This window comes from Pseudomonas sp. LBUM1645 (genome assembly GCF_059716185.1).
The window spans coordinates 6,199,425-6,225,139 of sequence record NZ_CP166811.1; the positions used below are offsets into that span (position 1 = coordinate 6,199,425).

The 25,715-nt window shown below is 58.4% G+C and carries 26 protein-coding genes; 11 read left to right on the forward strand and 15 right to left on the reverse strand.

The genetic code is table 11. The features are described 5' to 3' along the window. Nucleotides 1-243: 243 nt before the first annotated feature. From glyA to ACA079_RS28205, 4 genes are all read left to right on the forward strand, one after another. Nucleotides 244-1,497: a serine hydroxymethyltransferase gene (gene glyA, locus ACA079_RS28190; RefSeq protein WP_403102425.1), complete on the forward strand. Its 1,254-nt coding sequence runs from the start codon at nucleotides 244-246 to the stop codon at nucleotides 1,495-1,497. A gap of 328 nt (nucleotides 1,498-1,825) precedes the next feature. Beyond that, nucleotides 1,826-3,139, forward strand: a complete 1,314-nt coding sequence (locus tag ACA079_RS28195; RefSeq protein ID WP_497701691.1) for a C4-dicarboxylate transporter DctA — start codon at nucleotides 1,826-1,828, stop codon at nucleotides 3,137-3,139. 67 nt (nucleotides 3,140-3,206) lie between these two features. After that, nucleotides 3,207-3,911, forward strand: a complete 705-nt coding sequence (locus ACA079_RS28200) for a FadR/GntR family transcriptional regulator (protein WP_008154237.1) — start codon at nucleotides 3,207-3,209, stop codon at nucleotides 3,909-3,911. A 25-nt stretch (nucleotides 3,912-3,936) separates the two neighbouring features. Then, nucleotides 3,937-4,626, forward strand: a complete 690-nt coding sequence (locus tag ACA079_RS28205; RefSeq protein WP_497701692.1) for a GntR family transcriptional regulator — start codon at nucleotides 3,937-3,939, stop codon at nucleotides 4,624-4,626. 99 nt (nucleotides 4,627-4,725) lie between these two features. Here the strand turns inward: ACA079_RS28205 and yjiA are convergent, their stop codons facing one another. From yjiA to ACA079_RS28220, 3 genes are all read right to left on the reverse strand, one after another. Further along, nucleotides 4,726-5,697 carry a GTPase gene (gene yjiA / locus ACA079_RS28210; RefSeq protein ID WP_497631674.1) on the reverse strand — a complete coding sequence of 324 codons (972 nt, stop codon included), beginning with the start codon at nucleotides 5,695-5,697 and terminating at the stop codon, nucleotides 4,726-4,728. Nucleotides 5,698-5,867: 170 nt separating this feature from the next. Next, entirely contained in the window at nucleotides 5,868-6,065 is a 198-nt protein-coding gene (locus ACA079_RS28215) for a YbdD/YjiX family protein (RefSeq protein WP_008154232.1), read from the reverse strand. Nucleotides 6,066-6,079: 14 nt separating this feature from the next. Continuing rightward, entirely contained in the window at nucleotides 6,080-8,146 is a 2,067-nt protein-coding gene (locus ACA079_RS28220) for a carbon starvation CstA family protein (RefSeq protein WP_497701693.1), read from the reverse strand. Between the two features lie 158 nt (nucleotides 8,147-8,304). Between ACA079_RS28220 and ACA079_RS28225 the strand changes: the two genes are divergently transcribed. Further along, entirely contained in the window at nucleotides 8,305-8,673 is a 369-nt protein-coding gene (locus ACA079_RS28225; RefSeq protein ID WP_497701694.1) for a PilZ domain-containing protein, read from the forward strand. A 134-nt stretch (nucleotides 8,674-8,807) separates the two neighbouring features. On the opposite strand, the gene radA is transcribed toward ACA079_RS28225, so the two are convergent. Genes radA through katB form a run of 3 tightly spaced genes read right to left on the reverse strand, consistent with a single transcriptional unit; the run spans nucleotide 8,808 to nucleotide 12,374 of the window. Further along, nucleotides 8,808-10,175 carry a DNA repair protein RadA gene (gene radA / locus ACA079_RS28230; protein WP_033054257.1) on the reverse strand — a complete coding sequence of 456 codons (1,368 nt, stop codon included), beginning with the start codon at nucleotides 10,173-10,175 and terminating at the stop codon, nucleotides 8,808-8,810. Nucleotides 10,176-10,220: 45 nt separating this feature from the next. Beyond that, entirely contained in the window at nucleotides 10,221-10,775 is a 555-nt protein-coding gene (locus tag ACA079_RS28235) for an ankyrin repeat domain-containing protein (RefSeq protein WP_497701695.1), read from the reverse strand. A 57-nt stretch (nucleotides 10,776-10,832) separates the two neighbouring features. Beyond that, nucleotides 10,833-12,374, reverse strand: coding sequence for a catalase KatB (katB, locus tag ACA079_RS28240; RefSeq protein WP_497701696.1), 1,542 nt, complete (start codon nucleotides 12,372-12,374; stop codon nucleotides 10,833-10,835). A gap of 286 nt (nucleotides 12,375-12,660) precedes the next feature. On the opposite strand from katB, the gene mscL reads away from it, so the two are divergent. Then, entirely contained in the window at nucleotides 12,661-13,086 is a 426-nt protein-coding gene (gene mscL / locus ACA079_RS28245) for a large-conductance mechanosensitive channel protein MscL (protein WP_282480227.1), read from the forward strand. A 33-nt stretch (nucleotides 13,087-13,119) separates the two neighbouring features. On the opposite strand, the gene ACA079_RS28250 is transcribed toward mscL, so the two are convergent. Continuing rightward, on the reverse strand, nucleotides 13,120-13,896 hold the full coding sequence (locus tag ACA079_RS28250; RefSeq protein ID WP_123367755.1) for a ferredoxin--NADP reductase: 777 nt from the start codon (nucleotides 13,894-13,896) through the stop codon (nucleotides 13,120-13,122). Between the two features lie 336 nt (nucleotides 13,897-14,232). Between ACA079_RS28250 and ACA079_RS28255 the strand changes: the two genes are divergently transcribed. Both ACA079_RS28255 and ACA079_RS28260 read left to right on the forward strand, forming a co-directional pair. Then, entirely contained in the window at nucleotides 14,233-14,964 is a 732-nt protein-coding gene (locus ACA079_RS28255) for a helix-turn-helix transcriptional regulator (protein WP_497701697.1), read from the forward strand. Between the two features lie 175 nt (nucleotides 14,965-15,139). Continuing rightward, nucleotides 15,140-16,264 carry a methyltransferase gene (locus ACA079_RS28260; protein WP_497701698.1) on the forward strand — a complete coding sequence of 375 codons (1,125 nt, stop codon included), beginning with the start codon at nucleotides 15,140-15,142 and terminating at the stop codon, nucleotides 16,262-16,264. A gap of 82 nt (nucleotides 16,265-16,346) precedes the next feature. Here the strand turns inward: ACA079_RS28260 and ACA079_RS28265 are convergent, their stop codons facing one another. The 3 genes from ACA079_RS28265 to ACA079_RS28275 all read right to left on the reverse strand — a co-directional run bounded on the left by ACA079_RS28265 (nucleotide 16,347) and on the right by ACA079_RS28275 (nucleotide 19,038). Beyond that, nucleotides 16,347-16,514 carry a DUF2474 domain-containing protein gene (locus ACA079_RS28265; RefSeq protein WP_082356715.1) on the reverse strand — a complete coding sequence of 56 codons (168 nt, stop codon included), beginning with the start codon at nucleotides 16,512-16,514 and terminating at the stop codon, nucleotides 16,347-16,349. Nucleotides 16,515-16,587: 73 nt separating this feature from the next. Further along, nucleotides 16,588-17,595, reverse strand: coding sequence for a cytochrome d ubiquinol oxidase subunit II (gene cydB, locus ACA079_RS28270; RefSeq protein WP_497701699.1), 1,008 nt, complete (start codon nucleotides 17,593-17,595; stop codon nucleotides 16,588-16,590). 3 nt (nucleotides 17,596-17,598) lie between these two features. Next, the gene (locus ACA079_RS28275; RefSeq protein ID WP_497631683.1) at nucleotides 17,599-19,038 is read right to left on the reverse strand and encodes a cytochrome ubiquinol oxidase subunit I; all 1,440 of its coding nucleotides are present in this window, start codon (nucleotides 19,036-19,038) and stop codon (nucleotides 17,599-17,601) included. 361 nt (nucleotides 19,039-19,399) lie between these two features. On the opposite strand from ACA079_RS28275, the gene ACA079_RS28280 reads away from it, so the two are divergent. After that, nucleotides 19,400-20,638 (forward strand): MFS transporter, encoded by a 1,239-nt coding sequence (locus ACA079_RS28280; RefSeq protein ID WP_415771547.1) that lies wholly within the window; start codon nucleotides 19,400-19,402, stop codon nucleotides 20,636-20,638. A 22-nt stretch (nucleotides 20,639-20,660) separates the two neighbouring features. Here ACA079_RS28280 and ACA079_RS28285 read toward each other — a convergent pair whose 3' ends face one another. Both ACA079_RS28285 and ACA079_RS28290 read right to left on the reverse strand, forming a co-directional pair. Next, a complete protein-coding gene (locus ACA079_RS28285; protein ID WP_497701700.1) occupies nucleotides 20,661-21,212 on the reverse strand; it encodes a DJ-1 family glyoxalase III in 552 nt (183 codons plus the stop codon). 66 nt (nucleotides 21,213-21,278) lie between these two features. Next, nucleotides 21,279-21,734 (reverse strand): DUF4879 domain-containing protein, encoded by a 456-nt coding sequence (locus ACA079_RS28290; RefSeq protein WP_497704391.1) that lies wholly within the window; start codon nucleotides 21,732-21,734, stop codon nucleotides 21,279-21,281. Between the two features lie 214 nt (nucleotides 21,735-21,948). On the opposite strand from ACA079_RS28290, the gene ACA079_RS28295 reads away from it, so the two are divergent. Then, nucleotides 21,949-23,244 (forward strand): NCS2 family permease, encoded by a 1,296-nt coding sequence (locus ACA079_RS28295; protein WP_497701701.1) that lies wholly within the window; start codon nucleotides 21,949-21,951, stop codon nucleotides 23,242-23,244. Then, nucleotides 23,241-24,320 (forward strand): tRNA (uridine(54)-C5)-methyltransferase TrmA, encoded by a 1,080-nt coding sequence (gene trmA / locus ACA079_RS28300; RefSeq protein WP_497701702.1) that lies wholly within the window; start codon nucleotides 23,241-23,243, stop codon nucleotides 24,318-24,320. Before ACA079_RS28295 ends, trmA begins: the two co-directional genes overlap by 4 nt. Nucleotides 24,321-24,374: 54 nt before the next feature. Here the strand turns inward: trmA and ACA079_RS28305 are convergent, their stop codons facing one another. The 3 genes from ACA079_RS28305 to ACA079_RS28315 form a co-directional block, all read right to left on the reverse strand. Further along, a complete protein-coding gene (locus tag ACA079_RS28305) occupies nucleotides 24,375-24,821 on the reverse strand; it encodes a DUF2442 domain-containing protein (protein WP_056744646.1) in 447 nt (148 codons plus the stop codon). Continuing rightward, nucleotides 24,818-25,246 carry a DUF4160 domain-containing protein gene (locus tag ACA079_RS28310; protein ID WP_497701703.1) on the reverse strand — a complete coding sequence of 143 codons (429 nt, stop codon included), beginning with the start codon at nucleotides 25,244-25,246 and terminating at the stop codon, nucleotides 24,818-24,820. Before ACA079_RS28310 ends, ACA079_RS28305 begins: the two co-directional genes overlap by 4 nt. 214 nt (nucleotides 25,247-25,460) lie before the next feature. Further along, the gene (locus ACA079_RS28315; RefSeq protein ID WP_462002807.1) at nucleotides 25,461-25,667 is read right to left on the reverse strand and encodes a tautomerase family protein; all 207 of its coding nucleotides are present in this window, start codon (nucleotides 25,665-25,667) and stop codon (nucleotides 25,461-25,463) included. Nucleotides 25,668-25,715 lie beyond the last annotated feature (48 nt).

Sequence of the window (25,715 nt, forward strand, 5' to 3'; positions counted from 1 at the left end):
TCAGCGCTGCTGATGGCCTCATCGCGAGCAAGCTCGCTCCCACAGGTTTTTTGGGTGTACGCAAGATTTGTGACCACTGAAGATCCACTGTGGGAGCGAGCTTGCTCGCGATGAGGCCGGCATGATCACCGCTGATCCCGACATGAAGCCCACTTGTCTGCGACATGATGTCCTTTCATATGCCATCTAAAACCCATTGGGTTAGAATGCCCCCCTTTTCTGCCCCGATCCTTGAGGACCGCCATGTTCAGCCGTGATTTGACTATTGCCAAGTACGACGCCGATCTCTTTGCCGCCATGGAGCAAGAAGCTCAGCGCCAGGAAGAGCACATTGAGCTGATCGCTTCGGAAAACTACACCAGCCCTGCGGTGATGGAAGCTCAAGGCTCGGTACTGACCAACAAGTACGCCGAAGGCTACCCGGGCAAGCGCTACTACGGTGGTTGCGAGTTCGTCGACATCGTCGAGCAACTGGCCATCGACCGTGCAAAAGAACTGTTCGGCGCTGATTACGCCAACGTTCAGCCACACGCCGGTTCGCAAGCCAACAGCGCCGTTTACCTGGCTCTGCTGCAAGCGGGCGACACCATCCTGGGCATGAGCCTGGCGCACGGTGGTCACCTGACCCACGGTGCCAGCGTTTCCTCCTCCGGCAAGCTGTACAACGCCGTTCAGTACGGTATCGACGGCAACGGCCTGATCGACTACGACGAAGTCGAGCGTCTGGCCGTTGAGCATAAGCCGAAAATGATCGTGGCCGGTTTCTCTGCCTACTCGCAGATTCTGGACTTCCCGCGTTTCCGCGAAATCGCTGACAAGGTTGGCGCCTACCTGTTCGTCGACATGGCCCACGTGGCCGGTCTGGTCGCCGCTGGCGTCTACCCGAACCCGGTGCCTTTCGCTGACGTCGTGACCACCACCACGCACAAGACCCTGCGCGGTCCACGTGGCGGCCTGATCCTGGCTCGCGCCAACGCCGACATCGAGAAGAAACTGAACTCCGCAGTATTCCCGGGTGCCCAGGGTGGCCCACTGGAGCACGTGATCGCCGCTAAAGCGATCTGCTTCAAGGAAGCGCTGCAGCCTGAGTTCAAGACTTACCAGCAACAAGTGGTGAAGAACGCCAAGGCCATGGCCGGTGTGTTCATCGAGCGCGGTTTCGACGTGGTATCGGGCGGTACTGAAAACCACCTGTTCCTGCTGTCGCTGATCAAGCAGGAAATCTCCGGTAAAGACGCCGACGCCGCTCTGGGCAAAGCGTTCATCACCGTGAACAAGAACTCCGTGCCAAACGATCCACGTTCCCCGTTCGTCACCTCCGGCCTGCGCTTCGGTACTCCGGCTGTGACCACTCGTGGCTTCAAAGAAGCAGAGTGCAAAGAACTGGCCGGCTGGATCTGCGACATCCTGGCGGACCTGAACAACGAAGCGGTGATCGACGCCGTTCGTGAGAAGGTCAAGGCCATCTGCAAGAAGCTGCCGGTATACGGCGCCTAATCAGCCCGCTAAACCGCAGCAATGAAAAAACCGGCCAGTGATGGCCGGTTTTTTTTCGTCCGCCCGAAAGATCAAAAGATCGCAGCCTTCGGCAGCTCCTACAGGGAAACGCGAATCCCAATGTAGGAGCTGCCGAAGGCTGCGATCTTTTGATCTTTAGCCACTGGTAAGACCGGTCATGCCAATTTCACAATTTTCACTTGTCATTCCGAAAAAACCGAGCGTAGACTGCGCCTGCACTGGACATACCGGTAAGACCACAATAATTAAGTCCTGAATCTGATGCGCGAAGCGCACGGCAGCCAGGACACCGACCAGGATTCCTCCCATGCTCAGATGGTGCTCGCGTTCAATCTTCCTCCAAGTGGTTCTCGGACTGGTGCTCGGCATCGTCTGTGGGCTGACCCTCCCTGAATACTCCGCCCAGCTCAAACCTCTCGGCGATGGCTTCATCAAACTGATCAAGATGCTCATCGGTCTGATCGTGTTCTGCGTAGTGGTCAGCGGCATCAGCGGTGCCGGCGACCTGAAGAAGGTCGGGCGCATCGGCCTGAAATCGGTGATCTACTTCGAAATCCTGACCACCATCGCCCTGGTGATCGGTCTGGTGTTCGCCTTCAGCACCGGAATCGGCAGCGGCGCGAACATTCATCTGGATCAGCTTTCCGCTGCCGACATGGGCGACATCGCCCAGCGCGGTCAGCACATGCAAACCACCTCCCAGTTCCTGATGAACCTGATCCCGACCTCGGTAATCGGCGCCTTCGCAGAGAACAACATTCTGCAAGTCCTGCTGTTTTCAGTGCTGTTCGGCAGTGCGCTGAACCTGGTGGGCGAAGCAGCGTCGGGTATTTCCCGGCTGATCAATGAGCTGAGCCACGTGATCTTCCGCATCATGGGCATGATCGTGCGCCTGGCGCCGATCGGCGTGTTCGGCGCCATCGCTTTCACCACCAGCAAATATGGCCTGGATTCGCTGCAGCACCTGGGCAGCCTGGTTGGCCTGTTTTACCTGACCTGCGTGGCGTTCGTGTCGTTGATTCTCGGCCTGGTGATGCGCCTTTCGGGCCTGAAGATGTGGCCGTTGCTCAAGTACCTGCGCGAAGAACTGCTGATCGTCATGGGCACCGCCTCCTCTGACGCCGTGCTGCCACAAATCATGCGCAAGCTAGAGCATCTGGGCATCGGCAGTTCGACAGTCGGGCTGGTGATTCCGACCGGTTACTCGTTCAACCTGGACGGTTTCTCGATCTACCTGACCCTCGCCATCGTGTTCATCGCCAATGCCACCGGCACGCCGCTGGCCATGACCGATCTGCTGACGATTCTGCTGGTGTCGTTGATCACCTCCAAAGGTGCTCACGGGATTCCCGGCTCGGCGCTGGTGATTCTCGCGGCGACACTGACGGCGATCCCGGCGATTCCGGTGGTCGGCCTGGTGCTGGTGTTGGCAGTGGACTGGTTCATGGGCATCGGCCGGGCGCTGACCAACCTGATCGGCAACTGCGTCGCCACCGTGGCCATCGCGCGCTGGGAAAAGGACATCGATATTCAACGGGCGAACAAAGTACTTTCTGGTCAGGTGGGTTATACCTTCCAGCCGAGAAAGCCTGTCGGCCCGGCACATCAGCAGGAATTCTGAATAATCGCCGTGTCTGCCCACGGGCAGGCACGGTCATCAATCGTTTTGGATGCTCATGGAGCGAACAGTGATCACCTCGTCGACCGTTGTGAATTCAGTAGTAGAAAAACTCCGGGCCGCTTTGGCCCGCGGTCAGTGGCGCTCCGGTGAGATGCTGCCGGGGCAGCGTGAGCTGGCCGAACAACTGGGCATCAGCCGCCCGAGCCTGCGTGAAGCCGTCATCGTCCTGGAAACCCTCGGGCTGGTGCGCTCCATGCCGGGTAAAGGCGTGGTGGTGCTGGAGGCCAATCTCAGCGACAGCCAAAGCCATGACAGCGCAGTCGCCGGTGCGAGCCTGGAAGACGTGCTGCAACTGCGCTACACCCTCGAGCCGTTCATTGTCGGCCTGGTAGCGCAGTCGATCAGCAGCAAGGAAGTCGGGCAACTGCGCCTGACCCTGATGGACATGCGCGAAGCGCTGGAGGCCAACGACAGCGAAGCCGGCGTGAACGCCTACATCGCCTTCCACGAAGAGCTGTTCACGCTGACCTCGAACCCGATCTTCCAGAGTGTGGTGCAACAGACCAGCAACGCGCTCAAGCAAAGCGCCGACGTGCTGCGCAACTCCCCGGAGCATTTGGCGGAGCGCCTTGAGGAGAACGAAGCCGTGGTGCGCGCTATACGCAGTAAAAACAGCGCCCAGGCCAGCGCCGAAATGCGTCGGCACATCCTTCGGGAAGGCCAGCGGATGGGCATCGAATTGAATATTCCGGACGACAACCTCGTCAGTTGAGTCCGCTTCGAACTGGAGACAAGCCATGAACAGCTTCGCCTCACCGCAAACCCTCACCGCCCTGCCCTTTCCCCAGCCGGTGGAGGATCTCTACTCGCGAATCTTCGACGCCATTCTCGAACAGCGCCTTCATGCGGCCAGTCGCTTTACGGAAGAAAGCCTGGCGCAGATGTTCGGCGCCAGGCGCAGCGACATACGTGGCGTGCTCACGCAACTGTCCCATCAGCAGATCATCGTCCTGCGGACCAGTCATCGGCCCCGCGTCGCCTCGCCGGACATCGAGCAAACACGACAGATTTTTCATGCCCGACGACTGACCGAAACCACGCTGCTGAAGCTGGCCTGCCAGCAACCTCGCCCGCAAGACTTGAAACGTCTGCATGCCCTTATCGACAGCGAGCGCCAATGCGTAGCGCGTGGTCCGGCCATTCGGTTATCAGGCGAGTTTCATTTGCAGTTGGCGGAAATGGCGGGGAACGCACCGTTGGCGCATTTTCTTGGTAGTTTGGTGCCACTGACGTCGTTGGCGATTGCGCAGTTTGATGCTGACGTGGCGGGCTATTGCGTGTGGCAGGTGCACCAGGGAATTCTGGAGGCTGTGGAGCGTGGGGATGCCGTGATGGCGGTGACCGTGCTGAGCCGGCATCTGGATCAGTTAGAAGATATGTTGCTGAACGCGGAGCCGACTCTTTGCCAAAATCGTGTTGCCGGTTAAATCGCCATCGCGAGCAAGCTCGCTCCCACATTTTGAAATGCATTCCCCTGTGGGAGCGAGCTTGCTCGCGATGGGGCCATAGCAGACGCCGACAATACTTCAGATTGCGGCCACCCGCGCAAACCCCTCACGGATCTTCTCTTCCGGCAAATCATCGGCAATGAACACGATCACGCTTTCGCGCGTTTCATCGTCCGCCCACTCCGTGTCCCAATCGAATCCGTACAGCTTCAATACTCCCTGAAACACCATGCGTCGCGGCTCGCCAAGGATGTTCAACACGCCTTTGTAGCGCAGCAATTGCTTGCCATGGTCCTCCAGCAGTTCGTTCATGAACTCGCTGAGCTTGTCGATATCCAGTGGCTTGTCGGTGCGCAGCACCAGGCTGGAAATGCGGTCGATGGACGGTGCTTTGCTTACCGGGCGCAGGCTGACGCCACCACCCAGGTCGGCATTGAGATTGAAACCGCGCACGTCGAGTAATTCGGCCAGATCGATCTTGCCGTGCTCGACCACGCGGATCGGTGCGCGACGGTTGATCCGGGTCAAGCGCTCGCTCAGCGCGGTGAAGGTCGCCTCGTCCACCAGATCGCGCTTGCTCACCAGTAAGCGGTCGGCGAAACCGATCTGCGCCTGAGCGATGGTTTGGGTCAGGTGAGTGTCGGCGTGCGCCGCATCGACCAGGGTAATGATGCCGTCGAGGATGTAGCGCTCGCGCAGCTCTTCATCGATGAAGAACGTTTGCGCCACTGGTGCCGGGTCGGCCAGGCCAGTGCATTCGATCACCAGACGATCGAAGGCGATTTCGCCGCTGTCCAGGCGTTCTAGCAGCAAGTACAAAGCCTTGGTCAGGTCGGTGTGGATGGTGCAGCAGACGCAGCCGTTGGACAGCGTCATCACTTGCACCGGTTCGTCGCCCAATAGTTGGGTGTCGATACCGGCGTCGCTGAATTCGTTCTCGATCACGGCGATTTTCAGGCCGTGTTCGGCTTTGAGCAGGTAGCGCAACAGCGTGGTTTTTCCCGCGCCGAGAAAGCCACTGAGGATCGTGACTGGGATGGGAGAGGACAAACTGGATCTCCTTCTACTACACAAAAAAAGGGAGCGGTCCTGTGGGAGCGAGCTTGCTCGCGATGGCATCACCTCGGTGTTGACGATATACCGAGTTGCCTGCATCGCGAGCAAGCTCGCTCCCACAAAAGCCCGCTCCACATTACATCTGATAACTCGCCGCTAGTAGATCAACAGCACTTTGGCCCACCCTTGCCACCGTAACGAGCCTCTTGGCGTTCCCGGAAGAACATCTCGTAGGTCATCACCGGTTTGTCCGGGTGTTTGGTTTGCATATGCTCGACGTAATTGTCGTAGTCGGGCATGCCGACCATCAGGCGCGCGGCCTGACCGAGGTATTTACCGAGGCGACTCAGGTCATTGAACATGCTGCAATCCTCGATTACGCATCCGGCAGAGCCTGGAATGGCGCTTCTTTATCCGTACGTTCTTTGCTGCCCCAGGCGGAAATACCGACCTTGAGCGCATAGAACAGGATACTGAATACCACGAACAGGAACAGCGCCGTCAGCGTTGCGTTGGTGTAGGCGTTGAAGATCACGTGCTGCATCTGCGTAATGTCCTTGGCCGGCGCGAGGATCTGACCGTTGGCCAGCGCATCGCTGTACTTCTTGGCCAGCGACAGGAAGCCGATCGCCGGGTTGGCGTCGAACAGCTTGATGAAGCCGGCGGTGGTGGTGCAGATCAGCAGCCACACGGCTGGCAGCATGGTGACCCAAACGTAGCGTTGGCGTTTCATTTTGATCAGCACGACGGTGCCGAGCATCAGCGCGATACCGGCCAGCATCTGGTTGGAGATACCGAACAACGGCCACAAGGTGTTGATACCACCCAGCGGATCGATCACGCCCTGGTACAGCAACCAACCCCACATCGCCACGCAACCAGCGGTTGCGATCAGGTTGGCGGTCCAGGATTCGGTGCGTTTCAGCGCTGGCACGAAGGAGCCGAGCAAGTCCTGCAGCATGAAACGGCCGGCACGGGTGCCGGCGTCGACCGCGGTCAGGATGAACAGCGCTTCGAACAGGATCGCGAAGTGGTACCAGAACGCCATGGTGTTTTCACCCGGCAGGACACTGTGCAGGATTTGCGCGATACCGACCGCGAGGGTCGGCGCACCGCCGGCACGGGCCAGGATGGTGGTTTCACCGATGTCCTTGGCCACCGCTTGCAGCGCTTCCGGGGTGATTGCAAAGCCCCAGCTACTGACGGTTTGTGCCACGGTCACCACGTCACCGCCGACGACTGCCGCCGGGCTGTTCATGGCGAAATACACGCCTGGCTCGATCACCGACGCGGCCACCATCGCCATGATGGCGACGAAGGATTCCATCAGCATGGCGCCGTAACCGATGTAACGGGAGTTGACCTCGTTATCCAGCAGTTTCGGCGTGGTGCCGGACGAGATCAGCGCGTGGAAACCCGAGACCGCGCCACAGGCGATGGTGATGAACAGGAACGGGAACAGACCGCCCTTCCACACCGGGCCCGTGCCGTCGACGAACTGGGTGAGTGCCGGCATTTTCAGCTCTGGCATGGTGATCAGGATGCCGATCGCCAGGGCCACGATGGTGCCGATTTTCAGGAAGGTCGACAGGTAGTCACGCGGCGCCAGGATCAGCCAGACCGGTAACGAGGCGGCCACGAAACCGTAACCGACCAGCATCCAGGTAATCTGCACGCCGGTGAAGCTGAATGCCTTGGCCCACACCGGATCGGCGGCAATCTGCCCACCCAACCAGATCGACCCCAGCAGTAGCAATACGCCGACCACGGAGATTTCACCGATGCGGCCCGGGCGGATGTAGCGCATGTAAATGCCCATGAACATCGCGATCGGGATGGTCGCCATCACCGTGAAAATACCCCACGGGCTTTCGGCCAAGGCCTTGACCACGATCAGCGCCAGCACCGCGAGGATGATGATCATGATCAGGAAGCAGCCAAACAGCGCGATGGTGCCGGGGATGCGGCCCATTTCTTCACGGACCATGTCGCCCAGGGAACGGCCGTTGCGGCGGGTGGACATGAACAGGACCATGAAGTCCTGAACGGCACCGGCCAGCACCACGCCGGCAATCAGCCACAGCGTACCGGGCAGGTAACCCATCTGCGCCGCCAGGACCGGACCGACCAGCGGCCCCGCGCCAGCAATGGCGGCGAAGTGGTGACCGAAGAGGATGTGTTTGTTGGTCGGCACGTAGTCCAGACCGTCATTGTGGAGCACGGCGGGGGTGGCCCGTCGCGGGTCGAGTTGCATCACGTTGTTAGCGATGAACAGACTGTAGTAACGATACGCAACCAGATAGATGGCCACGGCGGCGACCACAATCCACAAGGCGTTGATCGCCTCGCCTCGGCGCAATGCCACTACACCGAGGGCGCACGCCCCTACGATTGCCAGCAGCAGCCAGGGTAGGTGGCGTAGCAGGCTATTATTATTTTTCATTTTATGATTCCAGCCAGGGTGGACAAGAAAGACAGCCATCCCGAGTTTAGCGCTAACGGCCGCAAAGGCCATCCCCCGACATGGGTTGAGCCATCACTTTGCTGGCAGCCTTTGACAATGCGGGTCTATAGTCAGCGAACATTTACGAGGATTGCGCCATGAGCGAGCACACTGCCGATCGCCGCCGCTTCAAACGTATTGCGTTCGATGCCCGAACCGAGCTGAGCCAAGGTGAATTCGTCTGGCCGGTGAAGTTGATCGACCTGTCACTCAAGGGGCTGTTGATCGAAAAGCCCGAACCGTGGCTGGGCAATCCAGACTGGCATTTCCTGGTTGATATTCATCTCAACGAGGACGTCGAGATCAAGATGGATGTGATGTTGACCCACGATGATCATGGCCAGCTCGGATTTGTCTGCAAGCACATCAGCCTGGAATCCATCGAACGCCTGCGGCGATTGGTTGAACTCAACCTTGGCGACTCGCAGGAGCTCGAACGGGAGTTGGGTGCACTGATCGAAGTCTGAAGGCCAATCCCCATTCCAAATGTGGGAGCGAGCTTGCTCGCGATAGCGATTTTACATTCAACGATGATGTTGACTGATCGTCCGCTATCGCGAGCAAGCTCGCTCCCACAGGGGTTTGTATTCTATCTGGAAGGTTATTCGAACAGGGCGTCGAGGGCCTGCTCCAGTCGGGTCACCGCAATAATCTGCAACCCCGGCGGCGCCTCCTTCGGCGCATTACCTTTTGGCACGATGGCGCGTTTGAAGCCGTGCTTGGCGGCTTCTTTCAAGCGTTCCTGGCCGCTCGGCACCGGGCGTACCTCGCCGGACAGCCCGACTTCGCCGAACACCAGCAGATCGTGGGGCAGTGGCCGGTTGCGCAAACTGGACATGACCGCCGCCATCAGCGCCAGATCGGAGGCTGTTTCCAACACCTTCACCCCGCCAACCACGTTGAGAAACACGTCCTGATCGTGGGTCGGAATGCCGCCGTGACGGTGCAGCACCGCCAGCAACATCGCCAGACGATTCTGATCCAGACCCAGCGTTACCCGACGAGGATTGGCCAGGTGACTGTCGTCCACCAGCGCCTGGACTTCCACCAGCATCGGCCGCGTCCCTTCCCATGTCGCCATGACCACACTGCCCGGCACTTCTTCCTGCGCGCGGGTGAGAAAAATCGCCGAAGGGTTGGAGACTTCTTTCAGTCCCTTATCGGTCATACCGAATACGCCCAGTTCGTTGACGGCGCCGAAACGGTTCTTCACCGCCCGCAGCAAACGCAAACGCCCATCGGATTCGCCTTCGAAATACAGAACTGTGTCGACCATGTGCTCCAGCACTCGCGGCCCCGCCAATGCACCTTCTTTCGTCACGTGACCAACCAGGAAAATGGCCGTGCCGCTCTGCTTGGCATAGCGCACCAGCAACGCCGCGCTTTCCCTGACCTGGGACACGCCGCCCGGTGCCGATTGCAGTTGTTCGGTGAAGATCGTCTGAATCGAGTCGATCACCATTACCTTGGGTTTTTCCTGCCGGGCGGTGGCGATGATGGTCTCGATGCAGGTTTCGGTCATCACCCGCAGTTGATCCTGAGGCAAACCGAGTCGGCGGGCGCGCATGGCCACTTGCTGCTGGGATTCTTCGCCAGTGACGTACAGCGCCGGCATGACTTTGGCGAGGTTGCACAAGGTTTGCAGCAGAATGGTCGATTTGCCGATGCCCGGATCACCGCCGATCAGCACCACCGAACCATCCACCAGACCGCCACCCAACACCCGATCGAGCTCGCTGGACGCTGTGGAAAAGCGCGGAATCTCTTCGACGCTGACTTCGGCCAGGGTCCTGATCTGTGCCTGTTGACCGGTCCAGCCGGTGCGACCACTGGGAGCTGCGGCACCACCGCTCTCCACCATGGTTTCGGTCAGGGTGTTCCAGGCCCCGCACTCACCGCACTGGCCAGCCCACTTGGGGAAGGTTGAGCCGCACTCGGTGCAGCCGTACATGCGCTTGGCCTTGGCCATCTGAACTCCCGGCAAAAACCGCGATGATAGCTCAGCTGGAGCGGATCAGCGCGGCGCCGCATTGCGGATTTCACCGCTGGCCAGACGCGCGGCGCTGTTGCCCAGCGGATCCTCGGCATTAAGGTCCGCCCCCTTGGCTTTGAGCGCGTCGAGTAATTCGACGCGCTTGAACAATCCGGCGTACATCGCTGCGGTCTGCCCGGCACCATTGCGTTGATCGGGGCTGCAATTGGCCGCCAACAAGGTACGAGCAACCTGTATTTCGCCCTTGAAAATCGCGCCCATCAGCGCCGTGTTGCCACGCAGGTCCTGAGCACAAGCGTCTGCTCCGGCAGCGAGCAATCGGTCCACTGCCGCACTCTGCCCGTGATAAGCCGCCAGAATCAGTGCGGTGTAACCTTTGTTATCGCGAGTATCAAGGGAGTATTCAGCCTCGATGAAGGTCTCGAGCATCGGCACATCGCCGCGACGTGCTGCATCGAAGTAGTAGTCCTGCAATTGGGCTTTCAGTGCTGCAGGATCTTCCGTGACTTGCGCGGCCGGCCCGGCGAACACGCCAAACGGCAGACACACCAGAAAAAAAGACAGATAGAAACGCATGACAAGGCTCCCTGGCCAGACGGAACCTCACATGAGGCCCCGCTTGAGGCTGAAAAATCAGTCGACGAGTTTGGCCGCCAGCGCCTTGACCCGGCTCAGATCACCCTTGGCAACCTTGGTCACCCCGGTCCCGTACTCCGGGTCGGCCTGATAGAGGAAGGACAGCATGATGTGTTTGCTCTCATCATCGGTGGTGACCAGCGAAACACCGAAGCTCTCGATCAGGTCCTTGCGTTCTTTCTTGCTGAAGGAGCGATACAGATCGCCGGCCTGTTTGAAGTTTTGTTCATGCTGAATCTTCGCCTGCTGCGTGCTGCCCGACAGCGCCGATTGGCTGTAGCGTGCGGTTTGCAGCTCTTCACGAGGCAGCAAACGGCTTGGCTGGTAATTCACCCCGGTGCTGCTGTGGCCGATGTTCATTGCGCCGTCCTGATTGCCGTTGTTTACCGCAATCTTTGGGGCATTGATTGGCAATTGCATCGCATTGGCCCCTAGGCGATACAGTTGCGTATCGGCATAAGAGAACACTCGCCCCTGCAACAATCGGTCTTCCGAAGGTTCGATACCGGGAACAAGATTGGCCGGCGCCATGGCAACTTGTTCCGTTTCCTGAAAGACATTCGCAGGATTACGGTTCAAGACCATTTGTCCAACTTTTCGCTCTGGAACACCGGGCCAAATCTTGGTTGCATCCAAAGGATCGAAATCAAACTTGTACAAATCTTGAGGATTTAAAACCTGAACGTACAAGTCCCACTTCGGAAAATCGCCTTTGTTAATATGTGCAACCAAGTCATTAGTCATATGACTGTAGTCTTTACCTTGAACCTTGGTCACCGCTTTCGGATCGAGATTATTAATCCCTTGCAAACTTTTCCAGTGGAACTTCACGTAGTGCACTTCACCCTTGGCGTTGATTAACTTATAGGCGTGAACACCATTACCATCCATTTGCCGATAATTGGCCGGTGTACCGGAGTTAGAGTACAACTCGGTCAGAGTGCGAGTCGCTTCCGGAACATGCGAGAAGAAATCGAAACGACGGGCGTCATCGTCGAGGTTGGTACGCGGGTCAGGCTTGAAGGCATGGACCATGTCCGGAAACTTGATGGCGTCACGGATGAAGAAAGTCGGGAAATTGTTGCCGACCAGATCCCAATTGCCATCCGCAGTGTAGAACTTGGTGGCAAAACCGCGAGGGTCACGCAGGGTTTCCGGCGAATGGTTGCCGTGAACCACCGCCGAAAAGCGTACGAACACCGGAGTGTTCTGGCCAGCAGCGAATACCTTGGCCTTGGTCAGATCGCTGAGGTCGTCAGTCACGCTGAAAGTGCCATGGGCGCCAGTGCCGCGGGCATGCACTACTCGCTCAGGAATGCGTTCACGGTCAAAGCGCTGGAGCTTCTGGATCAATTGCACGTCTTGCAGCAACACCGGGCCGGTCGCGCCAGCGGTTTGCGAGTTCTGGTTGTCGCCCACCGCGGCACCGTTATCGCGAGTCAGGGTTGCTGCGTTGACGGAGAAGGACAGCAAGCTGGCGGTCAAAACACCAAGGGTGCGCCGATGGGAAAAAGCCCGGTGGCCAAGGTTCGAATTCATTTCAGGTTCCTCTGTTTTTTAAGGCGCAATCCAAGTGCGCTTTTCAGAGGCTAGAGGTCGAAGCGACAGAACATAAATAGAAAGAACGTAACGCGATAATTTATAATTTTATGTTGATAATCAGTCAGTTAACGCGTATTTCGCGCGCAAATAATGGCACTTTGCAAACTAATTACCGGTAAATGTGTCGATAACAACGAGCATTGTAAGAAGGTGTTTCGAGCAAGACCCGTTTTGCTGATTTACACTGCGTTCACCAACCTCATCTGTAACAAGGAAATAACCTATGGGCGTGATAAGTGAGTTCAAGGCCTTCGCGGTCAAAGGTAACGTGGTCGACATGGCTGTCGGTATCATCATCGGCGCCGCCTTCGGCAAGATCGTTTCATCGTTTGTCGGCGACGTGGTGATGCCACCCATTGGCCTGCTGATCGGGGGGGTGGACTTCAGTGACCTGGCCGTCACGCTCAAAGCAGCCAACGGCGATATTCCGGCGGTAGTGCTGGCATACGGCAAATTCATCCAGAGCCTGATTGACTTCATCATCGTCGCCTTCGCGATCTTCATGGGCGTCAAAGCCATCAACCGCCTGAAACGCGAAGAGGCCGTTGCGCCAACGCTGCCGCCGGTTCCGACCAAGGAAGAAGAGTTGCTGGAAGAGATCCGCGACCTGCTCAAGGCTCAGAACAATCGGCCCTCAACAGGTCAGTAAAACAAGAAACGGCGCCCTTGAGGCGCCGTTTTTTTACCAGTAGTTTTCCACCGCCACTTGCCCGGGTCGGCGACTGAGGCTCAGGTGCATGTGGCGCTGTTTGAGCAATTTGCGCGTGTCATCGATCATCTGCGGATTGCCGCAGAGCATGACCCTTGAGTGCTCGGCCGTCAGCGCCAGGCCTGCCGCTCGCTCCAGCTCGCCATTTTCGATCAGCGCAGTGATCCGGCCGCTCAGAGCGCCAGGATGCTGCTCGCGCGTGACCGTGGTGATGAACTGCAGCTTGTGCGCAAACTCCGCTAAATAGTCACGCTGGGCCAACCCGCTGACGAGGTCCTGATAAGCCAGTTCCCGGGCTTCGCGCACACTGTAGACCAAGATGATGCGTTCGAATTTCTCCCAGACCTCGAAGTCCTGCAGGATCGACAGAAACGGCGCCAGGCCGGTGCCTGTGGATAACAACCAGAGATCACGGCCGTCGACAAAGCGATCCAGCGTCAGGTATCCAAAGGCCTGACGTTCGACCAGCAGCGTATCGCCGACTCCCAGCCGACTCAGCTCACTGGTGAACTCCCCCCCTGGTACCACAATGGAAAAGAATTCGAGGAACTCGTCATAGGGCGACGACACCATGGAATAGGCGCGCCATACGGTGCTGCCGTCAGCCTTGGTAACGCCCAGCCGGGCGAATTGCCCTGCACGAAAACGAAAACCCGGATCCCGGGTGGTCCGCAGGGTGAACAGACTGGGGGTCAGCGACTGGACGTCGAGCAAGGTCTGGCGAGTGAATTTTTCTGCACTGGCGGTCATGGGGTGCTCCATTCAACAGATAGCCACAGTGTCCCGCAAACCGGAGGGCTTAAACACCGATGATTTGTAGTGGCTTTAGCCAGGAACTCATTCGCATTAACTTCATAATACGATTTAATATTAACCACCCAGTTAACACATAAATCCAAGTCTGATTATAGTAAGCCCGATATCTACGCCAATACTCCCTGACGTTAGAACCAGATACTTGCTTAAAAATCGCAAACAACGCCAAAAAGTCTCACACGAAGATAGGAAACATCCTACACTCGGCTCGTGCCAGATTCTGGATCCAAAAAGGCGCCCCCCAAGTAACATCACACCTGGAGAGACATAATGGAGAGGTGGAAGGAATCACAACTCAACCAATTATCGCGAACAACAGAGATTGATATTGCCTACCGGATTTCACTGGGTTTCGCGAAAAACATAGGCTTTAAATTTTTCTCCTTTTCAACAACATACCCAACAAAAGCTGACCATTTTAATACGGTCCAGCTCAACAACTTTCCCACGGACTGGAACATTGAATATGAACAAAAAAAATTCGGCGCGATAGACCCGATAGTGGCTCATTGCAATCAATCAAGACTACCTATTCTTTGGAGTGAAGCGCTTTTCTCCAAGGTTCCGAGGTTGTGGGACGCGCTTGAGCAACAAGGATTGCAGCACGGTTGGTCACAATCGGTTCATGACGAGGAAAGCGGTCATTGCAGCATTCTGAGCCTGGCCAGAAGCCATTGCCCGATCACTGCGTTTGAGCTGTATGAAAATCTCGGTTTTTCAGTGTTCATCGGGCGCCATCTGCATGCGTTGATCGCGCAGACACTGCCCAAGAAAGCTGCGAAGCCATTGGCACCACATTTGTCCCCCCGCGAAATCGATGTATTGAAACTGGCGGCTGTGGGTAAGACTGCCTATGAGAGTGCCAGAATCCTTAACCTCAGCGCACGCACGGTCAATTTTCATGTGCAGAGCGCGATTCTGAAATTGGGGGTCAATAACAAGATTTCGGCAGTGCTCGCCGCCACCAAGGACGGCTCTCTCAACAGCAGCGCGATACGTTGATCAAAAAAACCTGCAAGTAATCCAAAAGAAAAAAACGTAACATTTGCGGTCCTTCTTGAGTGTTGACGTGTGAACCTTCACGACGCAGTGCACTCGGACGGTCACGCCCGCTACAACGCCCTTGGGCCGCGGGACACCTGTTGATGACCCCGTTGATTACCCAGAGCCCCGCCTCATGCCCTTGCTCGAAACACCCTTCGCCCGACTCGACCTGATCCGCCAGCCCGAACAGCAGAATGAACCGCTGCAGGCGTTTGATGCCGCAGACGAATACCTGCTCACCCATCTGGCTGACCAACAGCCCTCGGCCGACACTCGGGTTTTGGTGCTCAACGACAGCTTTGGCGCATTGGCCGCCAGCCTGGCGGGCAAGGTTCAAGTGACCAGCAGCGGCGACTCGTTCCTGGCCTTTCAGGGACTGGAAAAAAATCTGATCCGTAATGGCCAGGCGTTTGATGCGGTGCCAAGCGTACCTGCCAGTGAAGCCTTTTCAGGCCCCTTTGACCGAGTACTGATCCGGGTCCCGAAAACTCTCGCCTTGCTGGAAGAACAACTGATTCGTTTGCAGGGTCAACTGGCGCCGGGGGCTCAGGTGATTGCTGCGGCGATGATCAAGCATTTGCCCCGCGCCGCGGGCGATCTGCTGGAACGCTACATCGGCCCGGTGCAAGCCTCGTTGGCGGTGAAGAAGGCTCGGCTATTGATCGCGACCGCCGAGGTCAAAGCACCTGTCGTGTCCCCCTACCCGACCCGTTATCGACTCGACGCCCCTGAAATCGAACTGCTGAATCACGCCAATGTGTTCTGCCGCGAAGGGCTGGATATCGGCACGCGAGCGTTTTTGCCGCACCTGCCAAAGAGCCTCGGCTCAGCGCGGGTTGCCGATCTCGGATGTGGCAACGGGGTGTTGGCCATCGCCAGCGCCCTGCAAAACCCCGAGGCCCACTACACGCTCGTGGACGAGTCGTTCATGGCCGTGCAATCGGCAGCCGAAAACTGGCGCGCGGCGCTCGGTGACCGGGAAGTGGTCGTACGTGCCGGTGATGGTTTGGCGGGTCAGGAACCTCAGTCTCTGGACGTCGTGCTGTGCAACCCACCGTTTCACCAACAACAAGTCGTCGGCGACTTCCTGGCCTGGCGCATGTTCCAACAGGCCCGAGAGGCTCTGGTGGTAGGTGGCGCGTTGTACATCGTCGGCAATCGTCATCTGGGGTATCACAGCAAGCTCGCGCGGTTGTTCCGCGGCGTCGAGCAAGTGGCGGCCACACCCAAGTTCGTGATCCTTAAAGCCCGAAAATAATCCCGGGCAAAAAAAACCCTCCAGCAAAGGAGGGTTGTAAATCCGTGCCGCAAGGCAACGGGATGGGATCGGGTGCAAAAAATCAGTGGGTCGTCAGGCCCGCGGCATTCATGAACATGCGCATCAGGCTGGCCACGATGAACAGCGCCACAACGCTGCCGGTCCAGATCATCGCCAGCCAGCCGAGTCGCTGCCAGAGCGGCTTTTTTTCGGCCTGTTCGATGTCGTGCAGGGAAGGTTTGGTGGACATGCTTTCTCCTCTCGTGAAGGGTGATGGCGTCTGTGATGACGCCATCGCGAGCAAGCTCGGCTCCTACAGCGTTCTAGTGGTAGCCATCTTCGTGGGTGACCTTGCCGCGAAACACGTAGTAGCTCCAGAAGGTGTAACCCAGGATGAACGGAATGATGAACAACGTGCCCACCAGCATGAAGCCCTGGCTTTGCGGCGGTGCGGCGGCGTCCCAGATCGAGATCGACGGCGGCACGATGTTCGGCCACAGGCTGATACCCAAACCGCTGTAGCCGAGGAAGATCAGCACCAGCGTCAGCAGGAATGGCGTGTAGTGCGCATTGCGAGCCACCGCGCGGATCAGACCGTACATGGTCACCAGCACCAGAATCGGCACCGGCAGGAACCAGAACAGGTTCGGCAGGGTGAACCAGCGAGCGGCAATCTCGGCGTGGGCCAGCGGGGTCCAGATGCTGACGATACCGATCACTGCCAACACCACGAAAGCCAGTGGTCGAGCCAGGTCATGCATTTGCTCCTGCAACTTGCCTTCGGTCTTCATGATCAGCCAGGTGCAACCGAGCAGCGCATAAGCCACCACCAGCGCCAAACCGCAGAACAGGGTGAACGGCGTCAACCAGTCCAGTGAGCCACCGGCAAATTGGCGATTGACCACCGGCAACCCATCAATGAACGCACCCAACGCAACGCCCTGGAAAAAGGTGGCGGCGATCGAGCCACCGATGAACGCCTTGTCCCAGAGATGGCGCTTGTCGTCCCTGGCCTTGAAGCGGAACTCGAAGGCCACACCGCGGAAGATCAGCCCGATCAGCATAAAAATCAGCGGCAGGTACAACGCCGAGAGCACCACCGAATAGGCCAGCGGGAAGGCCCCGAACAACGCAGCGCCACCCAGTACCAGCCAGGTTTCGTTACCGTCCCAGACCGGCGCGACGGTGTTCATCATGACGTCACGATCGGACTTGCCCGGAATGAACGGGAAGAGAATCCCGATCCCCAAATCGAAACCGTCCATGACCACGTACATCATGATGCCGAAGATGATGATCACGGCCCAGATCAGCGGAAGATCAATACCCATGAGTCAAATCTCCTTCGTCAGGCTGGGGCTGTGGTCGCTGTCACCGTTGTCATCGGCGGCGGACAGCGGACGGGCTGGCGTGCGTTTCTGGCCAGGACCACCCTCATTGGTTTCCTTGCCTTCGTCGATCTTCGGCCCTTTGCGCACCAGGCGCATCATGTAGCCCAGACCGGCACCGAACAGCGCGAAATAGACCACGACGAACATGATCAACGTGATGCTCATTTGCATGAAGCTGTGATTGGAGGACGCATCCGCCGTGCGCATCAGGCCATAGACGACCCACGGCTGACGGCCGATTTCAGTGGTGAACCAACCGGCGAGGATCGCGATCAGGCCGGACGGCCCCATCCACAACGCCAGGTACAGAAACGGCCGCGAGGTATAGAGCTTGTCGCGTTTACGCAGCCACAGGCTCCACAAACCGGTGAAGATCATCAGCATGCCCAGACCCACCATGATCCGGAACGACCAGAACACGATGGTCGAATTCGGCCGGTCTTCAGGCGGGAATTCCTTGAGCGCCGGGACCTGTTTGTCCAGCGAGTGCGTGAGGATCAGACTGCCCAGATACGGTATCTCTACCGCGAATTTGGTCCGCTCTTCTTTCATGTCCGGCCAGCCGAACAGGATCAGCGGGGTCGGCTCATCGCCATGGTTTTCCCAGTGACCTTCGATCGCGGCGATTTTCGCAGGCTGATGCTCGAGCGTGTTGAGGCCGTGGAAGTCACCGATGACCGCTTGAATCGGCGCCACGATCAAGGCCATCCACATGGCCATCGAGAGCATGGTGCGGATCGCCGGGTTGTCCTTGCCGCGCAGTAAATGCCAGGCCGCCGAGGAACCGACGAAGAAAGCAGTCGCGACGAACGCTGCCGTCGACATGTGTAACAGACGGTAAGGGAACGACGGGTTGAAAATCACCGCCAGCCAGTCCACCGGAATCACCTGGCCATTGACGATTTCATAGCCCTGCGGTGTTTGCATCCAGCTGTTGGAAGCGAGAATCCAGAAGGTCGATATCAGTGTGCCGATGGCGACCATGACCGTGGCGAAGAAGTGCAGATTGCGCCCGACCTTGTTCCAGCCGAACAGCATGACACCGAGGAAACCGGCTTCGAGGAAGAAAGCGGTGAGCACTTCGTACGTCAGCAGCGGCCCGGTCACGGAGCCGGCGAAGTCCGAGAAGCGACTCCAGTTGGTGCCGAACTGATAGGCCATGACCAGCCCGGAGACCACGCCCATGCCGAAGTTGACCGCAAAGATCTTCGACCAGAAGTGGTATAGATCGCGGTACGTGTCGTTATGGGTTTTCAGCCACAGGCCTTCGAGCACCGCCAGGTAACTCGCCAGGCCAATGGTGATGGCGGGAAATAGAATGTGAAACGAAATGGTGAACGCAAACTGCATCCGGGCGAGATCAAGTGCCTCCAAACCGAACATAAGTCTTCCTCTGTCAGGTAATACCGGCTGAAGGCTTGTGGCCTACACCCACTGCCCCCACGGATATGGAGTGTGGCGAATTTGAATTCGTTCTTTTTTTACAAACATCACAACGTAGGGAGTCTGGCCATCTGGCCGCCGGATCAATTCCACGAGCGGTCTTGATCTGGATCAAGCAACGTTAAAAGAGTAGTCCCATTTTTGACGATGGACGGTGTGGTCTTTTGCCGCGTGACAGGTTGCCTCACTGAGGAGGACCAGGCATATCGGTGTCTAGCTAACGAAATTTCCCAGCCCTGCAACTTTTGGTTACAGCTTGGTGATAATCTCGACCCTCCCCTCGCTCAAGACCGGCCCTCAGATGCCCAGCCAAGCGCCTTTGCTGTTACGTCATCACCGCCCTTTTATCGCGTTCTGGCTGGCTCGGGTGTTTACCGCCAGCGGCTTTCAGATGCTCACGGTGGCCATTGGCTGGAACCTCTACCAACTGACCGGCAATGTGCTCGATCTGGGCCTGGTCGGTCTGGTGGAGTTCGCCCCGCGGGTGCTGTTCATGCTGCACACCGGGCATGTCGCGGACCGCTATGACCGGCGTAAGGTCGCGGCAATCTGTCAGTCCCTGCAAGCATTGATCGCCCTGTCGCTGGCCATCGGTAGCGCGACCGACAATGTCACCCGGGAGATGATCTTCATCCTCGCGTTCCTGCTCGGTGCCGCCCGCTCCTTCGAGATGCCGACCACTCAGGCCCTGTTGCCGAGCATCGTGCCCAGTGCGCTGTTCCCCCGCGCCGTCGCCGCCGCCCAATCCGCACAACAATCGGCGACTATCGTTGCCCCGGCTCTCGGTGGGTTGCTTTACGCCTTCGGCAGCGTCTGGGTCTATGGCCCGACGGTGATCCTCTACATCATCGCCTGCATGCTGATGCTCAACCTGCCTGCACGGCAGACACCGCTGAACAAGGGCAAGGCAACCCTGGATTCGCTGCTGGCGGGCATCCGCTTCATCCGCAGTCGTCCGGACATTCTCGGGGCGATTTCTCTGGATTTGTTTGCGGTATTGCTCGGTGGCGCGACGGCGTTGCTGCCGGTGTTCGCCAAGGACATTCTGCTGACCGGCCCTTGGGGCCTGGGCCTGCTGCGTTCGGCGCCGGCGGTGGGTGCGCTGCTGATGTCGCTGTACCTGGCGAGATTTGCCGTGGAACGCAAAGTCGGACGGGTCATGTTCACCGCCGTCGGTGTATTCGGCGTCGCGACCATTGCGTTCGGCCTGTCGACCTCGTTCTGGTTTTCCCTGGCGGTGTTGGTGGTGTTGGGCGCGGCGGACATGATCAGCATGGTGATCCGCGCCTCCTTCGTGCAACTGGAAACCCCGGACGAAATGCGCGGCCGGGTCAGTGCCGTGAACGGTTTGTTCATCGGCGCTTCAAACCAGTTAGGCGAGTTTGAATCCGGCTTGACCGCCCATTGGTTCGGCACCGTGCCGGCAGTGGTCATGGGCGGTATTGGTACATTGGTGGTGACCGGGGCGTGGATCAAACTGTTCCCGACCCTGGCTAACCGCGACCGCATGCATGTGGCGGTGGAAGAAGTGAAGGCCTGAAGCAGTTTGCCCAAGGCATGCTCTAGACCACCAACTCCCCCGCCACCGCCGCTCGCCTGGCCTTACCGCAGAGTTGTTCCACCAGCATCAGGGCGAATTGCAACGCCGCTCCTGAACCTTGGGCAGTGATGCAGTTGCCATCGACCACCACCGGTTGATCGACGAAGTTGCAGCTCGACAGTTGATGGCTGGCCGATGGCAGGCAGGTCATGCGCCGCTGACGCAGTACGCCAAAGGCTTGCAGCGCGAGCGCCGGGGCCTCGGCGATGCCGGCGAACAGGCGCCCGGCCGCCGCCTGATCCTTGATCAATTGTTGCAGGGGTTGATGCGCCGCCAGATGTTGCGCCCCCACGGCACCGCCGGGCAGGACGATCAGATCGAATGGCTGTGCCAGCACGTCTACCAGCATCGCATCGGACGTCACTCGGGTGCCGCGCGCACAGGTGAGCATGCGCCGCCCCTCGATGCTGGCCACCACCACTTCAACCTTGGCACGGCGCAGCACATCGATCAGGGTCACTGATTGCAGGTCATCGATGCCCTCGGCGAGGGTAATCAGAGCTCTAAAGGTCATGGGCGCAGTCCACTGGATGATCTTTAAAGCGTAGTCAGCTTTCCTGCCCCTTGTTCGAGCCCGCCGTTACTTGATGTAAAGCTGCGTCGACAGCGTATTGCCAGGCGCGTTGATCGACGTGTTGCTGAAGGTGAACGTGCCTTCCTGTTTACCCGCCAGATCGAAGACATACAGATAGCCGACGGTTTTTTTCCCGACGGTGCAATCGGTCAGATTGCCGTTATCAAAAGCACAGACAGGGGTTCGGGTGCCGTTCACCTCAAAACCGTCTAGCCCGACATGCGCGCTACGACCGTAACCGACTTCCAGCACGTAGACCTTGATATTCGGTCCGCTGTGATTGCAGCGGGTTTGCTCTTGCCCCTGCGCGATGTCTTCAAAGCCGCAGCCCGGCGACTCGACCTTGAGTACCTTCACCTGACTCAACGGCGCCGCCGATGCAGCCGAAGCGGTGTTTGCCCCCAGGAACATGGCGATCGCCATTGCGAATACGGTAATCAGACGTTTATTCATGCAATACATAAGTACCCCCAAAACCAGCGCGCAGTATGGCGCACTTGGCTTTTGCGCAAAACATCGACGACGATCGCAGCCATAAGCAGCCATAGCCCCACGCTGCTGGTATGATGCGCGGCTTTTTCCGACCCACAGAAAATTACCAGGTGCCTGCAGCGGTCTGTGCTTTGCTGTTGAGGTCGATACATTCACGGCGCCTGGCGCGCCACGGGGAGCAGACATGCTGGAAAGGCTGTTTCAACTCAAGGCACATAACACCAACGTGCGGACCGAGATTCTGGCGGGCTTCACGACCTTTTTGGCCATGGCCTATATTCTGTTCGTCAACCCGAGCATCCTCGGCGAGACCGGCATGGACAAGGGCGCGGTGTTCGTCGCCACGTGTCTGGCAGCTGCCATCGGCTCCACGGTGATGGGGCTGATCGCCAACTACCCGATCGCTCTCGCGCCGGGCATGGGCCTGAACGCCTTCTTTACCTACACCGTTGTCCTGCACATGGGCCACACCTGGCAAGTGGCGCTGGGGGCGGTATTCATCTCGGCGGTGCTGTTCTTCCTGCTGTCGATCTTCCGAATCCGCGAATGGATCATCAACAGTATCCCGTTGCCGCTGCGTTCGGCGATTGCCGCCGGTATCGGTCTGTTTTTGGCCCTGATCGCCCTGCATAACGCGGGCATAGTGGTGAGCAACCCGGCAACCATGGTCGGCCTCGGCGATTTGAAACAACCAGCTCCGATCCTCGCGACCCTCGGTTTTGCCCTGATCGTGGCGCTTGAAGCACTGAAAGTGCGCGGCGCGGTACTGATCGGCATTCTGGCAGTGACCATCGCTTCGATCGTGATGGGCTTCACCCAGTTCGGCGGCGTAATGTCGATGCCGCCGTCGTTGGCCCCGACCTTCCTGCAACTGGACATCAAAGGTGCCCTGGACGTCGGTCTGGTTACCGTGATCTTCTCCTTCCTGTTCGTCGACCTGTTCGACAACTCCGGCACCCTGATCGGCGTCGCCAAGCGCGCGGGCCTGATGGGCAAGGACGGCCACATGCCGAAAATGGGGCGCGCCCTGATCGCCGACAGTACCGCGGCCATGGCCGGTTCGCTGCTGGGCACTTCGACCACCACCAGCTACATCGAATCCGCAGCCGGCGTGAGTGCCGGTGGCCGCACCGGCCTGACCGCTGTTGTCGTGGCGATTCTGTTCCTGTTGGCGCTATTCTTCTCGCCATTGGCGTCCAGCGTTCCAGCCTTTGCTACCGCGCCTGCACTGCTGTTCGTCGCGGTATTGATGACATCCGGCCTGGCCGAAATAGACTGGGACGACATCACCGTCGCCGCACCGGTCGTGGTCACCGCTCTGGCCATGCCGTTCACTTATTCCATCGCCAACGGCATCGCCTTCGGTTTCATCTCCTGGACCGCGATCAAGTTGCTGTCCGGCCGCGGCCGTGAGCTGAACCCGGCACTGGTGATTCTGTCGATTCTGTTCGTGATCAAGTTGGGTTGGTTCAACGCATGACTTTTGATTCCAAGGCTTACGCCGTTCAGCTCGAAGAGAAGGTCACGCGCCTGCGTGACCTGTTGGCCCCGTTCGGTGCGCCAGAACCTGCGGTGTTCGACTCGCCGTTGAAAAACTTCCGCCTGCGCGCCGAATTCCGCCTGTGGCGCGAAGCCGGTGAGCGTCACTACGCGATGTTTTCCCAGGAAGACAAGCGCACGCCGATCCTGATCGAAGAATTCCCGATCGCCAGCCTGCGCATCAACGAGTTGATGCCGCAGCTGAAGGCAGCGTGGCAAGCCAGTGCGGCCCTGAGCAACAAGCTGTTTCAGGTGGAGTTCCTGACCACCCTGGCCGGCGATGCGATGATCACGCTGTGCTATCACCGCCCGCTGGACGAGCACTGGCACGCGGCGGCGTCGAAACTGGCAGCCGACCTGAACGTCAGCATCATCGGCCGCTCCAAAGGCAAACGCGAAGTGATCGGTCAGGATTACGTGGTCGAGCAGATGGACGTCGGCGGCCGCACTTTCAGCTATCGCCAGCCGGAAGGCGCGTTCACCCAGCCCAACGGCACCGTGAACCAGAAGATGCTCAACTGGGCTTACGACTCGCTCGGTGATCGCTCCGATGATTTGCTGGAGCTGTATTGCGGCAACGGCAACTTCACCCTGCCGCTCGCGACGCGCGTACGCAAAGTGCTGGCCACCGAAATCAGCAAGGCGTCGGTCAACGCCGCGTTGAGCAATCTCAGCGAAAACGCTGTGGATAACGTCACTCTGGTGCGTTTGTCCGCCGAGGAGCTGACCGAAGCCTTGAACGAAGTTCGTCCATTCCGTCGTCTGCACGGTATCGATCTGAAGAGCTACGAGTTCGGTAGCGTCTTCGTCGATCCGCCTCGCGCCGGCATGGATCCGGACACCTGCGAGCTGACCCGTCGCTTCGACAACATCCTCTACATCTCCTGCAACCCGGAAACCCTGGCGGCCAACATCGCCCAGTTGCACGACACCCATCGCATCACCCGATGCGCAATGTTCGATCAGTTCCCGTGGACCCATCACATGGAATCCGGGGTGTTGTTGACCCGCCGGTAATTGCCGACGCCAGATACAAATCAGCCGTCATCACGACGGCTTTTTTGTGCGTGCTTAAAGGGTGATATCTGTCTTGCGCGGACGCCCGCCCTTACGGCCATTCGCCCGCGCAGCCTCTGCTTTGGCGGCGCTGCTTTGGCGACCATTACGCGAGGCGATGACCGACGCGGCCATATCCATCAGCGGCTTGCTGGCCGAAACCATCCCGGCGATGGAGACCTGCAGATCCTTGCCCTCATGGCAAAGGGCTGTCCCGGAAAAGCCGACTTTCAGGTCTGCGAAATCCTCGACGTCGAAATCATCGAACTCCGGATAGTGCTGCACGGGCAACAGCACGCCACTGCCATCAATGAAATTGACCGCCAGGCACGGTTCCACAAAGGTCACCGAAGTCGCCCGCAGACCGCCTTTGTGGCGCACCTGGCCACGCTGGATGGCTTCATCCAGCACGGCTTCGGTTACGGGCCGATCCACCAACATTTTTGCTGTTATCGTTTTCATAGTTCGATCTCCACGCCCTCCGGAGCGCCCATCAGCGCCAGTAGGGTCTTGTTCGTCTCGGGCTCATAGCAAGCCGAGCCAATCATGCAGGTCGTACTGGCGACCCTTTTTACCACCACGACTTCACTGGTTTGCCAGTCCCATATCTGATGATCGAGGCAGACCGTGTGCAGCCTGTCCCACCAGATACACCGAGCGCGGCGCAAATGAGCGGGTTGTCCGAGCGCGTGACGCAACCCTTCCAGCAACGCCACAGGTGGCCTGCGAGAATGAGGAACCACGTCCCACAGCTCGACACTGTTGTGCCAGAAGCTGAATTTGAAGCGCGCACTCCAGGTTCCGGCATCCACATGTGCATGCGGCGGGCAGTGCTCATCGCGCAACATGATCACCATTGAAAACCCTTTGTAGCTGAATAATCTCATGCTAACCCATCCGTTAGGTTAATGAGCCCGAAGACCCGACATTCCCTGGAAAATCCGATAACTGGCGCTGTGTTGAATCATCACTGCGACTTTTGAGACTAGCGCCAAGGCTCGGCTTGGGTCGGCGGATGACAGCGCAAATTGGTAAGCAATCCTTTCACCGCCTCCACAAAAAAGCCGTCACGAGGACGGCTTTCCTGGTTTTTCTACACGATCATCCCGGCTGATTTTTTCGGTACTCGGTTGTGGTCATTCCGGCGTAACCCCAATTATCCGTGTCGACTTCCTCGATCACGATGTGGGTCAGCTCCGGAGGCTTGCCGAGTACTCGCTGCAAGGTGTCGGTGATTTCGGCAATGACCTGGGCTTTCTGCTCCCGGGTAACGCCGTCACGGGTAATACGTACGCTGACGAAAGGCATGATGTTGCTCCTGTCCGGAGATTAAAGAAGACTGACCGCTTGCTGCTG